The organism is Calothrix anomala FACHB-343 (assembly GCF_014696435.1).
GTDB lineage: Bacteria > Cyanobacteriota > Cyanobacteriia > Cyanobacteriales > Nostocaceae > Aulosira > Aulosira anomala_A.
On the sequence record NZ_JACJQG010000004.1, the window covers coordinates 133828 to 149738 of the forward strand.

Sequence of the window (15911 nt, forward strand, 5' to 3'; positions counted from 1 at the left end):
CTGTTGACTGTTGACTGTTGACTGTTGACTGTTGCCCAATGCCCCATGCCCAATGCCCAATGACAAATGACTAATGACAATGGACAAACAAGGTAATTACCGCGATTTTATTTATCAAGACTGGATTTTAACGGAGACCCAGTTTCACCCCAACCAATTGCAGTCTCGAGAAACCATTTTCACCATTGGCAATGGTTATTTAGGCACCAGAGGTAGCTTTGAGGAAGGGTACATGGGTGCATTACCGGCTACTTTTATCCACGGTGTTTATGATGAGGTTCCTGTTGTCTATACAGAATTAGTCAATTGTCCTGATTGGTTACCATTGGTGGTGACGATTAATGGCGATCGCTTTCGTTTGGATCGAGGTGAGATACTAAACTATAGTCGCCAGCTTGATGTCAGCCAAGGTCTTTTAACTCGTTCTGTACGTTGGCGTAGTCCGCAGGGTAGTACCATAGACTTGCATTTTGAACGCTTCGCCAGCATCGCCGATCGCCATGTCTTAGGGCAACGCTGTCAAGTTACGCCTTTAGATTTTGATGGGTTAATTGAAATTCAAGCCAGCATCAACGGCTACCCCGAAAACCCCGGTTTTAATCACTGGGAATATCTGGAACAAGACAAAACCGACAGAGGTATTTGGTTACATCGCCGCACTCGCAACTCCCGAATTGATATTGGTTTGGCGGCTAATTTGACTATCTCTGGGGCAGAAGCATCATTACAGGTTTACAGTGCGCCTGGTTATCCCACATTAAGCGCCACCTTCATGGCGACAGCTAATCAAACAGTCACCGCCGAAAAGGTAGTGACGATTTTTACCTCCCGCGAAGTGTCAGCACCAGAACAAGCCGCAAGGGAAAAACTAGTAGTTTTACCGAACTATGAAACACTTCTTTTAGAGCAGCAACAAGCTTGGGCGAAAATTTGGCAAAAAAGTGATATTATAATCGAAGGGGATGTTACAGCTGCTTTTGCAGTTCGCTACAATTTATTTCAACTTTTAATTGCTGCTCCCCTAGATGACGATAAAGTGAGTATCCCTGCCAAAACCCTTTCTGGTTTCGGCTATCACGGGCATATTTTTTGGGATACAGAAATATTTATTCTGCCATTTTTCATCTATACCCAACCTGAATTAGCGAGAAATCTCCTGAGTTATCGCTACCACACCTTAAATGGAGCGCGACGCAAGGCGGCGCATGATGGCTATAAGGGAGCGATGTATGCTTGGGAAAGTGCTGATACTGGGGATGAGGTGACACCTAGATGGGCGCTACCTAACGATCCCTATGGGGAAGATGTGCGGATTTGGTGTCGCGATCGCGAAATTCATATTAGTGCAGACATCGCTTATGCTATTTGGTTCTACTGGCAAGCCACAGGCGATGATGAATGGATGCGCGATTGTGGCGCGGAGATTGTCTTAGATACAGCGATATTTTGGGGGAGTAGAGTGGAATTTAACCCCAAATACGAACGTTATGAGATTCGCGGCGTCATTGGAGCCGATGAATATCACGAATTTGTCCATAACAATACCTTCACCAACCGCCTGGTGCAATGGCATTTGGAACGCGCAATTAAAATATATGATTGGCTGAAGGCGACATTTCCAGAAAAAGCTCAGGAATTAGAAGATAAATTACATCTGGGAACAAAACAGCGATCGCGCTGGCAAGATATCATTGCAAATATTTGGCTGCTGCAAGATTCTGCCACAGGAACGATTGAGCAGTACGAGGGGTTTTTTAAATTAGAAGATATCGATTTAAATGAATACGAACCGCGCACTCGTTCCATGCAAGCCATTTTGGGAATAGAAGGAGCAAATAAACGCCAAGTCCTCAAGCAACCAGATGTGTTAATGCTGCTTTATTTGATGCGCCAATCAGGGGAATCGCCCTACGACGCCAAAACCTTGCAGGTAAATTGGGATTACTACGCACCCCGTACAGATATCACCTACGGTTCCTCCCTCGGCCCGGCAATTCACGCTATTTTAGCCTCAGACTTGGGGAAATCCGCAGCAGCTTACGAACGCTTCATGCAAGCGGCGATGGTAGATTTAGAAGATGTCCGGGGTAATAATAACGATGGTATACATGGGGCGAGTGCTGGGGGAATTTGGCAAACCGTGATTTTTGGCTTTGGTGGTATCCAAATGACCGAAAATGGCCCTGTAGCCCATCCCCAGTTACCCCCTAATTGGACGCGCTTGAAATTTCAACTGCATTGGCGGGGGAAATGGCATGAATTTGATTTGCGATCGCAAATGGAAGCAGAGGAGCAGGGAGCGGGGAGCAGGGGGGAAAGTTTCTCTTCCGTGGTTCCGGAATCACAATTACACAACAAGGTGACTACTGCTGCTGAGATTCGCGGCGTGATTTTCGATTTAGATGGTGTATTAACAGATACCGCAGAATACCACTATCGCGCTTGGCAAAGACTAGCCGATGAAGAAGGAATCCCATTTAATCGGGAAGATAACGAAGCATTGCGGGGAGTGTCGCGACGGGAATCACTGATGCTGATTGTTAAAAATAGACCGTATACAGAATCCCAACTGCAAGAGATGATGGAGCGGAAGAATAATTATTATGTAGAATCAATTCAAAATATTACACCCAAAGATTTATTACCAGGTGCGATCGCACTTTTAGAGGAATTACGCCAAGCTGGGATTAAAATTGCGATCGGTTCAGCTAGCAAAAATGCGCATACAGTTGTCGAGAAATTAGGCATTGCCGATCAAGTAGATGCGATCGCCGATGGTTATAGCGTCCAAAAACCCAAACCTGCACCAGACTTATTTTTATTCGCCGCCCACGAGTTAGGATTACCAGCAAATCAATGTATAGTTGTAGAAGATGCAGCAGCTGGCATTGAAGCTGGTTTAGCGGCGGGAATGTGGACAGTAGGACTCGGCCCTGTTGAACGTGTAGGTGCAGCGCATGTAGTTCTGCCTAGTTTAGCAGGGATTACATGGGCAGAGTTAAAAGCCAAATTGAATAATCTTGTGACTCCAAAACAATAAGAATTTTTGGCGTTGTTAAATAATTGGATAATTGGTAGCAGTTCACAGGATTTAAAACGTTACCAAGAAAAATCAGTACAGATAGATGGCATGGTTGCCAGTTGGCAACCATGCCATCTATCTGTGGTCAATTACAAATGATCGGCGATTACCTTTGTCCCTGACTGAGGTGAAGTTTATAAAGTTTTGATGAATTTATGCCTATTTTTGTTGCTATGTGTCATCAGGGCTGGCAGTATATCTAAATCATCTACCATCATTTAACTTAATATTAACTTGCCTTCTCTGGCAAGAATAAGAGCATACTCTGTAGCTTCACTTTTTACAAATACTTTCTAAATATAATGAATAAACTGCTATTCATAGATGCCTTGCGTGGCATGGCGATTTTAGGCGTATTAATCAACCATGCAGCACGAAACATCGAAGTCTGGGGAATTTTAGGTAAGAATGTACATTTAACCCCGTGGGTTTACCAGATAATGGCGCAGGGGTCGCGAGGTGTGCAACTCTTTTTTGTGGCCAGTGCTTTTACCCTGTGCCTGTCTTATGAACGACGAAAAAATGAGAAAAATCCCCTCCTAAACTTTTTTATTCGGCGCTTTTTTCGTATTGCCCCTTTGTTTTATTGCGGCTTCTTATTCTATACAATCCGCCCTGTTTTGCTTGAAAATAAAGAACTACCATCCTTCGGACACATATTCTCAACACTTACATTTACCAATGGTTGGAATCCATATTGGTTCAATGCAGCAAATGCAATCGTGCCAGGTGGGTGGTCAATTGCAGTTGAAATGACTTTTTATCTTTTGTTCCCTTTTTTGTTTAGCAGAATCAGATCCCTCAATCAAGCAATTTATGTGACAGCAGGTTCACTTTTAATCAGTAGAGTAATATTTTTTGTCTTAGATTCTTACTTCCAGATTAATGACAAAAATCTTTGGAACATTTTTATATCTGGTTGGTTTCCTAATCAACTACCAATATTTTTTATCGGTTTTATATTCTATTTCATTTTTAGCAATTTTCGCTCAACCTCTATCGACTTGGATAGAAAATATTTGAGTGAATTTATTACAAAAAAGTCTTTCATCAAACTACTGTTAGCAGTATCTATTGTATTACTAGTAATCCTTCCTTTTTTTCACCACAAGCTAATACCTATCTCCTTTGTATTTGGATTGGATTTCCTTTTATTGGCAACCTGTCTAGCTATATATCCTTCCCGCTTACTAGTGAATCGATTCTTTTGCTTTTTAGGCACAATCAGCTTCAGTGGTTACATAACGCATTTTTATGTACTGAATCTAGCTCATCGTGCTTTGCATAGGTTGCACTTAAACTATCTTCCACCTGAACTTTATTTAATAGTGCTAATAGGCATAGCATTAGCTGGAACAATAGTTATTTCTTACTTTTGTTACAAATTTATAGAGATACCAGGGCAAACACTAGGACGTAAGTTAATTGTTGCTCTGGAAGCCAGAAAATTATGGTTTTTAAAGTAGACTTGGTTTAAACATTAAGTCATCTCATCTGGAGTTTTTCTCAATCAGTCAAGATTTTTATGAATATGAGTTTATTTAAACACTAATTTCACTATCAAGTCGTAAAAATATCCGCCTAATAATACACCTGCTGCCCCGATTAATCCTAGTAATGGAGGAACTGGAGCAGGTAATTTAATCCAACCAAATACCACACCGATAATAAACCCTCCCAGCAGCGACATCCCAGCCTGTCTTAAGAAGTCCATTAGTTAGTCCTTGTTAGTTTTATGATGACTTCGGGCAGTAAAAATTAAAGCTTATAACCAATTTGGCGCAAAAAGCTTTGACGCGCTTTTACATCTTCCGGCGTTTCTAATCCTTTGGGCGAAAATCCATCAATTACCCCCAGAATCCCTCTACCTTGTTCGGTTTGAGCGACAATTACCTCTACAGGATTGGCGGTAGCGCAGTAAATCGTACAGACTTCTGGACATTGCTTAATCGCATTGAGAAAATTGATGGGATAGGCGTCTTTGAGTAAAATGATAAAACTGTGACCGGCACCAAGGGCGATCGCATTATTAATTGCTGCATCTTCCAAAGCGCGATCGCTTCCTGTACTTCTGACTAAACAAGGGCCTGAAGCTTCGCAAAAAGCAATGCCAAATTTCACCTGTGAAGATATACTTACCATAATTTCGTGCAGGTCTTCCACAGTTTTGATAAAGTGAGTTTGCCCTAAAATCACGTTACAGCCTTCGGGAATTTGCATTGCCACTGCTTTGAGTTCCATGTTGCTTGCCTCTAGATGCAGGACTGTTGGACAACAAAATTGTCATGAAACTATTTTTGTATCGCTGGGAATCATCCACCCAAGAAATACACAATTCCTTACAGGAAAGCAATTCTGACTAATTAATAAGCTTTCTTTATCCAAATAAAAAACAAAAATATTTGCTTCTATGGTTCAGAATCTCTAAAGTTAAATCAGCTAGTCAAGCTAAAATGGACTAGCACACTTTTACTCATATTATGAGAAAAAAGTCAACAGTAAAACTTAATTTATTAATTAATATATTACACCTGTGGAAATCTCTAACAAATCTGAATACGCACTTCTAGCTCTGTTAGAGTTGGCGAGTCGTTACTCTAGTGGCGAATCTCTCCAAATTCGGCAGATGGCTGTACTACAGGATATCCCCAACCGCTACCTAGAGCAATTGCTCGCTACTTTGAGGCGTGGCGGTTTAATTAAGAGCATCCGGGGAGCCAAGGGAGGTTACGTTTTAGCAAGGGAACCGCGCAAAATTACTTTACTGGAAGCTTGGAGCTGTATTGAAGGGGTAGATGCAATAACCCCGAAAATTGAGCAACATGGCAAAACCTTAGAAACCCAAATTATCCAGGAAGTGTGGCAAGAAGCGCGTCAAGCGGCTAACGCAGTTTTAGAAAGTTACACTCTCCAAGATTTATGCGATCGCCGCAGCAAGCACCGCGAAAAAGAACTGATGTATTACATTTAATTAACCTAAGACAGGGGAAAACTTATAAAACGTTTCTCCCCTGCTTCCTCTGCTTCCTCTGCTTCCTCTGCTTATCCAACTACTTCTTCTCTGGCTGTTGGGAAATAGAGAGAGTGTAGTTAACCTGACGTTGAGATACATCCCCTACGTAAAAAGAGTATTGTCCAGATTGCCAGTAACCAGCCAGTTCCGCCTTACCTTCAGAACTATCTGCGAGGACACAAAATTTACCTCCAGGCCCGTCAATTAGCAAAGTCGGCTGTCCTTTACTCTCTACAGTGACGCGCAAGTAAGGCAGGGATTTTGGTACTTGAATAACTTGACTAGGTTTAGTAGGAATATTACCACAATTACTTTTGACAGCAGCATCAGATTTGCCATTTAATACTACTGGGTCGGAGCTTAAGTTAGCACTAATGATGTTGGCAGGGGTTTGCGCCAAATTAGCATCACTCAGTACCAAACTCATAGCCAAAGCTGCGGGAACAACCGTAAATAGTTGATGTGTTTTCATATTATTAAGTAAATGCTCCCGACTGATAAGTAAGCGATATTTTTAAACATAATCTAAGCTTTGAGACGATGATAATTAGATTATGTTCCAAAATACAAGGTATAAATTCTCATCTTTACATATCAGAAATATAGGACATAAAATGAATTAAAAAACTGTAAAGTAACTATTTGCCAAGAAAGCATAAATAATCAACATATACGGAGATTTGTGCAATTTAAATACTCAGTATATAAGTAGTCAGTAAATATTTTTGTTCGCGATCGCACCTGTACTATTTTGGAATGTCCGGATTAGTGACAAATAATCATGAAATCATTGCCATAAAGGTGTTTGAGGAAGCTATTAAATTGAAATTTTGACGCAAAATATAAGTGTTAAGTTATTTAAAACCATCAGGCAAACATATACATCAGCTAAAATCACAGACAAAACCGCCTACAAGCTGAGGTAGAAAAGATTCATGAATCCTCAACCAGAAGAAGACTTGCAACGTCGCCTGCAAAACCTAGAAGCACAGATTAATTCTTCGTCGCCACAAGTTTCCCCACCAGAAACACCAAAACCAAGCTTTGAGTTTAGTTTTGCCAGCTTAAATTCTCAGTTAGTGAGATTGCAAAACTGGTTTAATAGCTTGACGGACATGAAAAAGCTAGTAGTTTTAGGCGTGACGGCGCTTTTAGGGATAGCAGTGGTGCAAGCATTGCTCAAACTTGTAGCCTCCGTCATTAGTCTGGCAGTGTTGGCAGTGTTGGTGTATGTTGGATACAAATTTTTTGTGTCTAGTAATTTTCAACAGAAAAAATAGCTGAGTTAAACCGTATCCAAAGCGGTGTAAAAATAAATTCAAAGGTAATTCAGACGATGACGACACCAGTTGTTAGGAGTAGTAACGATCGCTCTAACCGCTCAAAAAATCCCGAAAAATCCCATTCACTGTCATTAGTAACGAGACGTTTTGCTGCTTGGGCTGCGGAAATCACCTTAGTAGCTGCTAGTGGGTTGATTCCCTTTGGTTTAGGCGCTTATGCCAACTCCAAGAGTGATTTAAATCGCGTACCCCTGAATCCATTATTAGTAGTCACAGAAAGAGCGATCGCTCGTCCTTTAGCGTTACCCGTGAGCTATGGTATTCGTAATGTAGCTTGGCCGACGAATATTTTGTGGAGTTTAGCGATATTTGCCCCTGTAACTCTCTCTACTTGGCAGTTATATTTACTCGCAAAAACAGGTAGCACAATCCCCAAACGGCGCTTTGGCGTTCGCGTCGTCAACGAACAAGGAAAAGCACCCGGTTTCGGTGCAGTTATACTGCGTGAAGGTGTGGGACGTTGGACTGTACCTTTATCCGTCGCTTATTTGCTGTGGCGCTATAGCTTAGGCTTTCCCAATTTAACTTTATTTGCCGCCTTAGCATTATTAGCGATCGCAGCTGAAAGCATGGGCTTATCATCAAAGCAAGGTCGGCGCTCATTTCATGATATTGTCGCAGGTACTTATACAGTAGATGCCAATCGTCCCTTACCCAGTTCCCTCTCAACTGAGAATGCAGGAGTGGAAGATGCATCGGCAGAGGATGAAGGCGATTATTCCCAAATCCATCCGTTATTGGCAAAAATCCGCCAGAATCCCAATCTTACCATGATTGCGGTCGCCCTGGTAAGCATGACAGCCGTATTAGCAACTCTAGTCGGCACGCAAATTTACATCCAAACCCAAGAAACCCTGCGGAAATCGCAGCAAATCAACAGTCAACAATTCCTAGAACTAATTAAACAGCTAAATCCCAACTCAACAGCTAGTGTTGAAGAACGCCGCACTGCAATTTTGGCGATGGGAACTCTCAACGATCCCCAAGCGATTCAATTTCTCACCGATTTACTAGTGAAGGAACCCAACCCAACCCTAGTAGATACAGTTCAACAAGCTTTAGTCCATGTCGGCTTAAATGCTATCCCCGAATTAAAAAATCAAAATCAGTTTTTAGCTGGCGAATTAGCATCAGCCGACAAAAATGCGATCGCCGATTTAGAATTAAGACAAAAGCGCTTACAACTCAATCAAAAAGCCATCAACAAAATTCTTGCTGTTTATAGTGGTAAAAACCACGGACTTGATTTGAGCAGTACTCAACTAGGTTCCACTGGCGCAGAAGCTAATCCCCTGTTCAACTTGGTATTAGATAACATCGATTTGTCGGGAATTAAATTCAAATCTGCAAATCTCAATCAAGGTAGTTTTCGCGGTAGTCGCTTTCGCAACGTTGGTGAAGATGGGCGCTGGGATACCTACGACGATGTAGTTGCCGATTTGAGCCAAGTGCAGATGAAGCAAGCCAATTTCACCGACGCCATTCTTAGCCGCGTCACCTTGAACCGTAGCGATTTGAGCCGTGCTACCCTCAACAGAGCCAACTTATCCGATGCCCGTCTCATTGGTGCCAACCTCAGCAGCACCCAACTAGTAGGAGCCGATTTACGCGGCGCTGTGCTGGAAAATGCTAGCTTAACCGGAGCTGATTTAGGTGATGCCAAATTGAACGAAGCTGATTTATATGGAGCGCGTTTAGGGCGAGTTACTGCCATAGGTACACAATTAGCCTACGCCAACTTAACCAAAACCGATTGGCAAAGCTCAGATTTATCAGGAGCCGATTTAGAACATGCGAATCTCAGCAATGCTAATTTAACCGCTACCCGTTTAACTGGTGCAGTGTTGCGTTCAGCGCAAATGCAAAACGCCAATTTCCAAAATGCCGATCTCAGCTTAGTTGATTTACGGGGAGCCAATGTAGCCGGCGCTGATTTTCGCGGCACCATTCTCTCACCCAGTAAGCAAGATCCAGCAGATGAATTCGTTCAAACACCATCCAAAGGTTCCGTTTCCGCCGTAGTTCAAGGAGTTGATTTTTCTCAAGCCAAAAACCTAGATAGTAAACAGCTAGCTTACATTTGCACTCAAGGCGGTATTCATCCTCGCTGCCCTTAGGATTGGCGCAGGGAGCAGGGAGCATTGTAGAGACGCGATTCATCGCGTCTCCACCCAATGCCCAATGCCCCATGCCCGATGCTTATTCTTCATAACGGCGATAACATAGGTATTAAAAGGAACTTGATAATTTCAGAGGGTGTGAGGAGCAATGAAAAATCTCTGGTGTTTGATGACAGTTCTGGGGGTTGGTTCGCTGTTGAATCTGGCTACCAGTATTCAGCCAGCACAAGCTCAAGTAGCCTATGGCAGTTATATTGGTGTCGGCCCCTCTGTGGGATTGAGTGATGGTGCGCAAATCGGTGGGGTGATTGCTTTTCGTTATAAGCTTTTAGAATCGCCAATTTCTTTCCGCGCTCAAGCTTTAGTCGGTCAGGGTACAGCAGTTGTACCCACGGTTTCTTATGATGTTCCCCTAAATTGGCAAACTGATGCCTATTTAGGTGCTGGTTTGACTTTAGCTAGTGGAGACGATCCTTCTCCTGTGGGTAATAAAATTAGTTTTGCTTTACAACCAGGAATTGATTATGTTGTCCCTAATAGCAACACGGTAATTTTTGGTAACGCCATTATCGCTTTTGATGCTTACCGCGATGGTAGCGGTACTGCTTTTTCTTTACAAGGTGGCGTAGGTTTAAGATTTTAATTTAGTTAAATCAAAATTTGGCAACTCAAATTCCCAAGTCATTAAGGCGTGGGATTTTTTGTTTTTGGGTATGGGGCATTGGATAATAATCATACCAATTCACGAAATTCGCTTTTCTGAGTTTATCCTCAAGCAAAAATTTTAATTATTCGAGTACTGCAATACAGTGTTAATAAAATCCCATGAAATCAGATATTATTCTCATTGGCCCAATTGGTGCTGGCAAAACTACTATTGGAGCGCTTTTAGCTTCTAGGCTTGGCCTGACTCAATATTCAATGGATGATTTACGCTGGGAATACTACTTTGAGATTGGCTATGACGAGGAATTAGCAAAACATAAGCGAGAAACTGAGGGTTTCTGGGGAGTTTATCAGTATTGGAAGCCATTTGAAGCCTATGCTGTTGAAAGGCTGCTATCGTCACACAATCAATGCGTTATTGATTTTGGCGGTGGTCATTCCGTGTATGAGGATACTGCTTTATTCCAACGAATTCAACAAGCTCTAGCACCATATCCTAATGTTATTCTTTTACTGCCATCACCAAATTTAGATGAGTCAATCCAGATTCTCAATCAGCGCAATCACTACTTGCCAGATGATAAACTCAATATCAACGAACACTTTGTTAGACATGCTTCAAACTATGAACTTGCGAAGTTCATAGTATATACAAAAGGCAAGACACCAGAAGAAACTTGCAGCGAAATTTTGAACTTGCTATCGGCAAGTAAGAATTAAGTAAATAATTACAACATTTCCACTGTGCGTAGTTACTGCATAAGTTCTAATTTATTCCCCCCAGCCCCCAGCCCCTCCTCATTTTTTTGTCTATTTTCGTAATCTTGGGAGCAATTTTTGTGGTTTTCTAAGTCTTATGTTAGGAAACCAATTTTTTGGGGAGTGAATCATGTCACAAATCACACGCCGTCACTTTTTGCAGTTTGCCGGCTCTACCTTAGCTACACTGGGTTTAAGTCAGTTAGATATTATTCAACAAGGCGATCGCTACAGCCAAGTTTTAGCCCAAGGTACAAAGCGAAAACTGGCGCTATTAGTGGGAATTAACGAGTATCAAGATATACCAAAATTATATGGCTGCGTGAATGATGTGCAGTTGCAACAGGAATTATTAATTCACCGCTTTGGCTTTAATCCTCAAGATATTGTGACTTTAACCGATCGCCAAGCTACCCGTAAGGGTATTCTCACAGCATTTGAAGATCATCTAATTAAGCAAGCCAAACCAGGGGATGTGGTGGTGTTTCATTTTTCTGGACATGGTTCGCGGGTACGCGATCGCGATCGCGATGCCGCAGATGGACTCAACAGCACTATAGTACCCATTGATGCTACTTTACCTCCGGGATATCCCCAGCAAGCTGGCCCGGTGCAGCATATTATGGGACATACTCTATTTTTACTCATGTCTGCATTAAATACAGAAAACGTCACCGTAGTCCTAGATAGTTGTCATTCCGGTGGCGGTAAGCGGGGGAATTTCCGGGTGCGGGCGGTGGAAGGCGGCGAAAAATTTCTCCCCAGCCCTGAGGAATTAGAATATCAAAGTCAATGGCTGAAAAAATTGGGTATGTCCCCCCAACAATTTATCGAATTGCGCCGCAAAAACGTCGCTAAAGGCGTTGTGATTGCTAGCGCTAAACGCGATCAATATGCTGCGGATACTTCCTTTGATGACTTTTATGCAGGGGCATTTACTTATATCTTTACTCAGTATCTTTGGCAACAACCGGGCGATGAATCGATTAATAGTGCGATCGCCAATGTCAGCCGCAGCACAACTATCTTCGCTCGACAAACAGGCAATTTTCAAGAACCAGAATTAGAAGCCAATATCAAGCAACAACCTAACGCCCCGATTTACTTTACACCTACACCTACAGTTGCGGCTGAGGGCGTAGTGACTAAAGTTACAGGTGATGACGTTAAATTGTGGCTGGGTGGACTGGATTCGGAAAGTTTAGAAGCATTTAGCAAAAATGCCGTGTTTACAATTTTGGATGATAAAGGTGGCGAACGCGGACTAGTAAAATTAGAATCTCGTCAAGGATTAAATGGGCAAGGTAAACTGATCAAAACTCCGCAACAAGTCCAACCAGGAACTTTATTACAAGAACGAATTCGCAGCATTCCCAATGATTTAACTTTAAAAATTGGGCTGGATGAATCTTTAGGAAATAACACCCAAGCAGCGCAACAAGCTTTACAAAAAATCCCTCGCATTGAACCTAAACCATTAGGAAAACAAGAGGTACAATATATTTTTGGAAAAATGACTGAGGCAATAATTCAGGAATTACGGAAACGAAAATTACCTAATTTGCCGACAGTTGGTAGTTTTGGTTTATTTTTACCAGGACTTACTTATATAATTCCGAGTTCTTTTGGCGCAAATACTGAAACCGTAACTGATGCAGTTAAACGTTTGCAACCAAAGCTCAAATCTTTATTAGCAACGCGGATTGTCAAGCAATTACTTGGAAATATTAATTCATCGCGAATTAATGTAACTGCTTCTATGACTATTGCTGGTAGTCAAGGAATACTTGGTCAAACCTTCCCCATTCGCGGAGTCCAAAAAGTAGATCCAGGGACAAATCAACCAGGAGCGTCAAATCCTGTACCATTTGCCAAATCTGGATTGCAAAAGTTACCTATCGGCACACAAATTGCATTTCAAATTCAAAATAATGAATCACAACCATTATATATCAGTATTTTAGTGATTGATTCTCAAGGAGAAATGGCGATTATCTTTCCAAATAATTGGTCATCCGCAGAAGATGCAGCTTTAGTAGAAGGTAAGCAAAAATTAATTATTCCTCAATCTAGCGATAGTTTTAAATTAGTCATTGGCGAACCTTTAGGAATTTCTGAAGCTTTAATTATTGCTAGTACTACACCTTTAAGAACGGCATTAAAAGCGTTAAAAGAAATTGCCAGAGTCAGGGGAGTGCAAAATCGAAGCGTTCCCATTGATGTGACTAATGAACTATTAGACGTAACCAACAGCTTACTCAATGACTTAGACGCAGGTACTCGTGGCGCAATTAATGTGGAAGGAATACAACTCCCATCAGGTGTGCGGGGAATTGATACCAAGAAGTTAGCTGGAATGGCGATCGCTTTTGAGGTAGTACCAGCTAAGTAGACAGGGGAAAGAGGGACAAGGAAGACAAGGAAGACAAGGAGGACAAGGGGGATAAATGACTTTTTAAGTCAGCTAATCATGAAAATTTCTCTCCCCTAGTCCCTAGCCCCTAGCCCCTAGCCCCTAACTTTTTGAATATTCACTTTGTCAGTTTCTCAATTTACGTTATTTTTGGTATTACAAGAATAACCTACTTGGTTAACTTTAATTCCCAACTAAACATCCAGCATTGTGAGTGCTAAACGTCTGCCAGAAACCACCGCCTACGTCAAAGTTACCCGCCAATCTTGGCAACACGGCTTCCTTGAGGGTGAAGTGAGTGCAGGTGGGTATGAATGGCAGTTCCAATGGCATTTTCGCCGGGGAGAACTGTCTGTCAAGCCTTCTCAAGGTCGCGCCTTGATTAAAGAACCTCTCGGTCGTTTTTTAGAAAAGCAAGATTACCAATTAGAACCTGGAGGAGACTATGCTTTTACTATTCGCGCCGAACTTTAGGTATTTATCACTAATGTTAATTCTGTTTTGCAGTCAGTCCGTGACGTACTCCACACACTCCTATCGACGGTGAGTGTGAGCTTCTCAATGACTCCTCTTTGAGGACATTAATTGAGCTTTGAGGGCGTGCGTCCCACGCGCCTTTATGTTTATGAACTTATCCCACTAATAATATTCTTTGTTTTTTAAGTCATAAGGTTAGGAAGTCCGATAGTAACAAATATAGTGACAAATAGATATCACACTGAGTAGCCTTGTGCGGTGAAAGTCGCAAGCACGGTTTCGGATGGTAGGGGTGGAACAGCAATGTTCCCATCTACCCTAGCTAAATTGTTCATAGTTTGCCTGTTGAGTTTGCTAACAAATTAGCGCTAAATTGTTACTCATAAGTTACTAACAGCTTTGCTGGAAATTTGAAACAGAGCAGAAGTTCTACTTTCCCAACAGTCGATTAATAATTTTGACCATGACTCAGCCACAATTGAGTGAAAAAGTCCGAGAATTGATTACAAAAGCCAGAATTGTCAGTTTTGCTACTTGGCAAAATACTCATACACCAGAGGCTATTCAGCTATTCCAGGCGGCTGATGATGAGGGACGGTATCTCACCGATGAGGATTTGCAGCAGATTCAGCAGCTTGTACCTACACATACAGCGCTCATTCCTGTAAGTCAAGAACTACGCGATCGCGTCCAGGAAATCGTAGATGAAGCCAGAAGCCAAGTATTAACACAATTTCCCAACATCACTCAACCCGGTGGCGGACTCTATCCTTCAATTAGGGCAGAAGCTTGCTGGCGTGATTTTTGGCACTTCCTGCGCTGTATTACTTACGGTATTGCTGGTCAACATACTGATTATACAAGCGCTGATGGATTACATTACATGCAACTGTTGTATCAAGAATTGCAAGTACCGTTAGATGCAATGGTGGTGGGGTTAGAAGGTATTAAAGCTGCTAGTTTAAAGCCAGTAAAACCAGAGCAGCAAGAAATTGTTGCACCCTATTTTGATGGTTTGATTGAGCAATTAAAGTTATTTCGATAAACTAGCTGGAAAATAGTGTTGACTGTTGACTGTTGACTGTTGACTGTTGAAAGATCCCCGAATTCTTGGAGGAAGTCGGGGATATGTAAATTGGCAAGGTAAATTTTTATTATGAAAAAGCTATAAATGACATTTTTAAGCTACATAGTCAAACAGCATTGTTGTCATGTAGCGATCTGCCCATTCTGTACCAAAGGATTTTTCGAGAACGCGCCGGGTTTTATCATTTTGTTGCTGTTTGGTACAGTAATTTCGTTGCCCTGCAAGTACTTTGGAAATATCTAGATTTGATGTGAGCGGTGTTTGTTGACTAGCAATTTGACAATGAATGGTTAAAAATTCCCGAACTCGGTTAAGAAATTTATCTTCTTCTTCAGGGTTTCCGGGACGAATAAATAAACAAAATTCTGAAAAGATATCACCCCACTCTGGTAAGGCGCGTGGTTGAGAAAACTCCAGCGCGGATAATACAGATAATTTTTGATAATAGCTAGATGGGAGAGTGCGATCGCTACTAATAGGAGACAAATCCGCGATCGCTGCACTAATTCCGCCTTTCCCGCCAACTAAATCTGTACCAAAGATGGGAATGGCATATTCAGGATTGGGGAACATGACACAATGGAGAATATCTAATCCATTGCCAACCTGAGCCAATTCTAAATGCAGTTTGCGAAATTGCGGCGTTTGGTAGCAATGATTTTCAATGATGAGCCGTTCGCCTTCTAAATGTCCCTCAACGTATCCTAAACCTTCAGGTACAGAGTAAGGTGACAAATCTAGATTTTTTTGCCAAATTTCTTCAATAGAATCGGCTAATCTGCGAATTAATTGATTTTGACGGTTTCTGATGGAGGCTGACATAGATTTCAACATAGACTTCTCTGGAAAAAAGAATTAATATTTACCTTGGCGCATAGTTTGTGCAAAATTTGTGCAGAAGAATTAGCGAATGGGAAAATGGGCAAGTCAGCCCCTCATGAAAATCTCTCT

The 15911-nt window shown here is 41.9% G+C and carries 14 protein-coding genes; 10 read left to right on the forward strand and 4 right to left on the reverse strand.

The window, feature by feature from the left end:
- Window positions 1–79: 79 nt before the first annotated feature.
- Both pgmB and H6G08_RS03250 read left to right on the forward strand, forming a co-directional pair.
- On the forward strand, window positions 80–3040 hold the full coding sequence (pgmB, locus tag H6G08_RS03245; RefSeq protein ID WP_190538910.1) for a beta-phosphoglucomutase: 2961 nt from the start codon (window positions 80–82) through the stop codon (window positions 3038–3040).
- Between the two features lie 344 nt (window positions 3041–3384).
- Complete coding sequence (locus H6G08_RS03250) at window positions 3385–4548, forward strand: acyltransferase family protein (RefSeq protein WP_190538854.1); 1164 nt, start codon at window positions 3385–3387, stop codon at window positions 4546–4548.
- 71 nt (window positions 4549–4619) lie between these two features.
- Here H6G08_RS03250 and H6G08_RS03255 read toward each other — a convergent pair whose 3' ends face one another.
- Together H6G08_RS03255 and H6G08_RS03260 are read right to left on the reverse strand one after the other, a co-directional pair.
- Window positions 4620–4796 (reverse strand): XapX domain-containing protein, encoded by a 177-nt coding sequence (locus tag H6G08_RS03255; protein WP_096599596.1) that lies wholly within the window; start codon window positions 4794–4796, stop codon window positions 4620–4622.
- Between the two features lie 44 nt (window positions 4797–4840).
- Window positions 4841–5323: an adenosine-specific kinase gene (locus H6G08_RS03260; protein WP_190538855.1), complete on the reverse strand. Its 483-nt coding sequence runs from the start codon at window positions 5321–5323 to the stop codon at window positions 4841–4843.
- A 292-nt stretch (window positions 5324–5615) separates the two neighbouring features.
- Between H6G08_RS03260 and H6G08_RS03265 the strand changes: the two genes are divergently transcribed.
- The gene (locus H6G08_RS03265; protein WP_190538856.1) at window positions 5616–6053 is read left to right on the forward strand and encodes an RrF2 family transcriptional regulator; all 438 of its coding nucleotides are present in this window, start codon (window positions 5616–5618) and stop codon (window positions 6051–6053) included.
- A 79-nt stretch (window positions 6054–6132) separates the two neighbouring features.
- Here H6G08_RS03265 and H6G08_RS03270 read toward each other — a convergent pair whose 3' ends face one another.
- Complete coding sequence (locus H6G08_RS03270) at window positions 6133–6567, reverse strand: hypothetical protein (RefSeq protein WP_190538857.1); 435 nt, start codon at window positions 6565–6567, stop codon at window positions 6133–6135.
- Window positions 6568–7030: 463 nt separating this feature from the next.
- Here H6G08_RS03270 and H6G08_RS03275 point away from each other — a divergent pair, with 463 nt between their 5' ends.
- The 7 genes from H6G08_RS03275 (at window position 7031) to H6G08_RS03305 (ending at window position 14918) form a co-directional block, all read left to right on the forward strand.
- Window positions 7031–7375 (forward strand): hypothetical protein, encoded by a 345-nt coding sequence (locus H6G08_RS03275; protein ID WP_190538858.1) that lies wholly within the window; start codon window positions 7031–7033, stop codon window positions 7373–7375.
- 56 nt (window positions 7376–7431) lie between these two features.
- Entirely contained in the window at window positions 7432–9555 is a 2124-nt protein-coding gene (locus H6G08_RS03280) for a pentapeptide repeat-containing protein (RefSeq protein ID WP_190538859.1), read from the forward strand.
- A gap of 151 nt (window positions 9556–9706) precedes the next feature.
- Entirely contained in the window at window positions 9707–10201 is a 495-nt protein-coding gene (locus H6G08_RS03285) for a hypothetical protein (RefSeq protein WP_190538860.1), read from the forward strand.
- A gap of 182 nt (window positions 10202–10383) precedes the next feature.
- Window positions 10384–10944 carry a shikimate kinase gene (locus tag H6G08_RS03290; protein ID WP_190538861.1) on the forward strand — a complete coding sequence of 187 codons (561 nt, stop codon included), beginning with the start codon at window positions 10384–10386 and terminating at the stop codon, window positions 10942–10944.
- A gap of 169 nt (window positions 10945–11113) precedes the next feature.
- Window positions 11114–13375, forward strand: a complete 2262-nt coding sequence (locus H6G08_RS03295) for a caspase family protein (protein WP_190538862.1) — start codon at window positions 11114–11116, stop codon at window positions 13373–13375.
- A gap of 231 nt (window positions 13376–13606) precedes the next feature.
- Window positions 13607–13870, forward strand: a complete 264-nt coding sequence (locus tag H6G08_RS03300) for a DUF3146 family protein (RefSeq protein WP_096641881.1) — start codon at window positions 13607–13609, stop codon at window positions 13868–13870.
- Between the two features lie 466 nt (window positions 13871–14336).
- Window positions 14337–14918 (forward strand): bilin-binding protein, encoded by a 582-nt coding sequence (locus H6G08_RS03305; RefSeq protein WP_190538863.1) that lies wholly within the window; start codon window positions 14337–14339, stop codon window positions 14916–14918.
- 135 nt (window positions 14919–15053) lie between these two features.
- Here H6G08_RS03305 and H6G08_RS03310 read toward each other — a convergent pair whose 3' ends face one another.
- Window positions 15054–15794: a phycocyanobilin:ferredoxin oxidoreductase gene (locus H6G08_RS03310; protein ID WP_190538864.1), complete on the reverse strand. Its 741-nt coding sequence runs from the start codon at window positions 15792–15794 to the stop codon at window positions 15054–15056.
- Window positions 15795–15911: the final 117 nt, after the last annotated feature.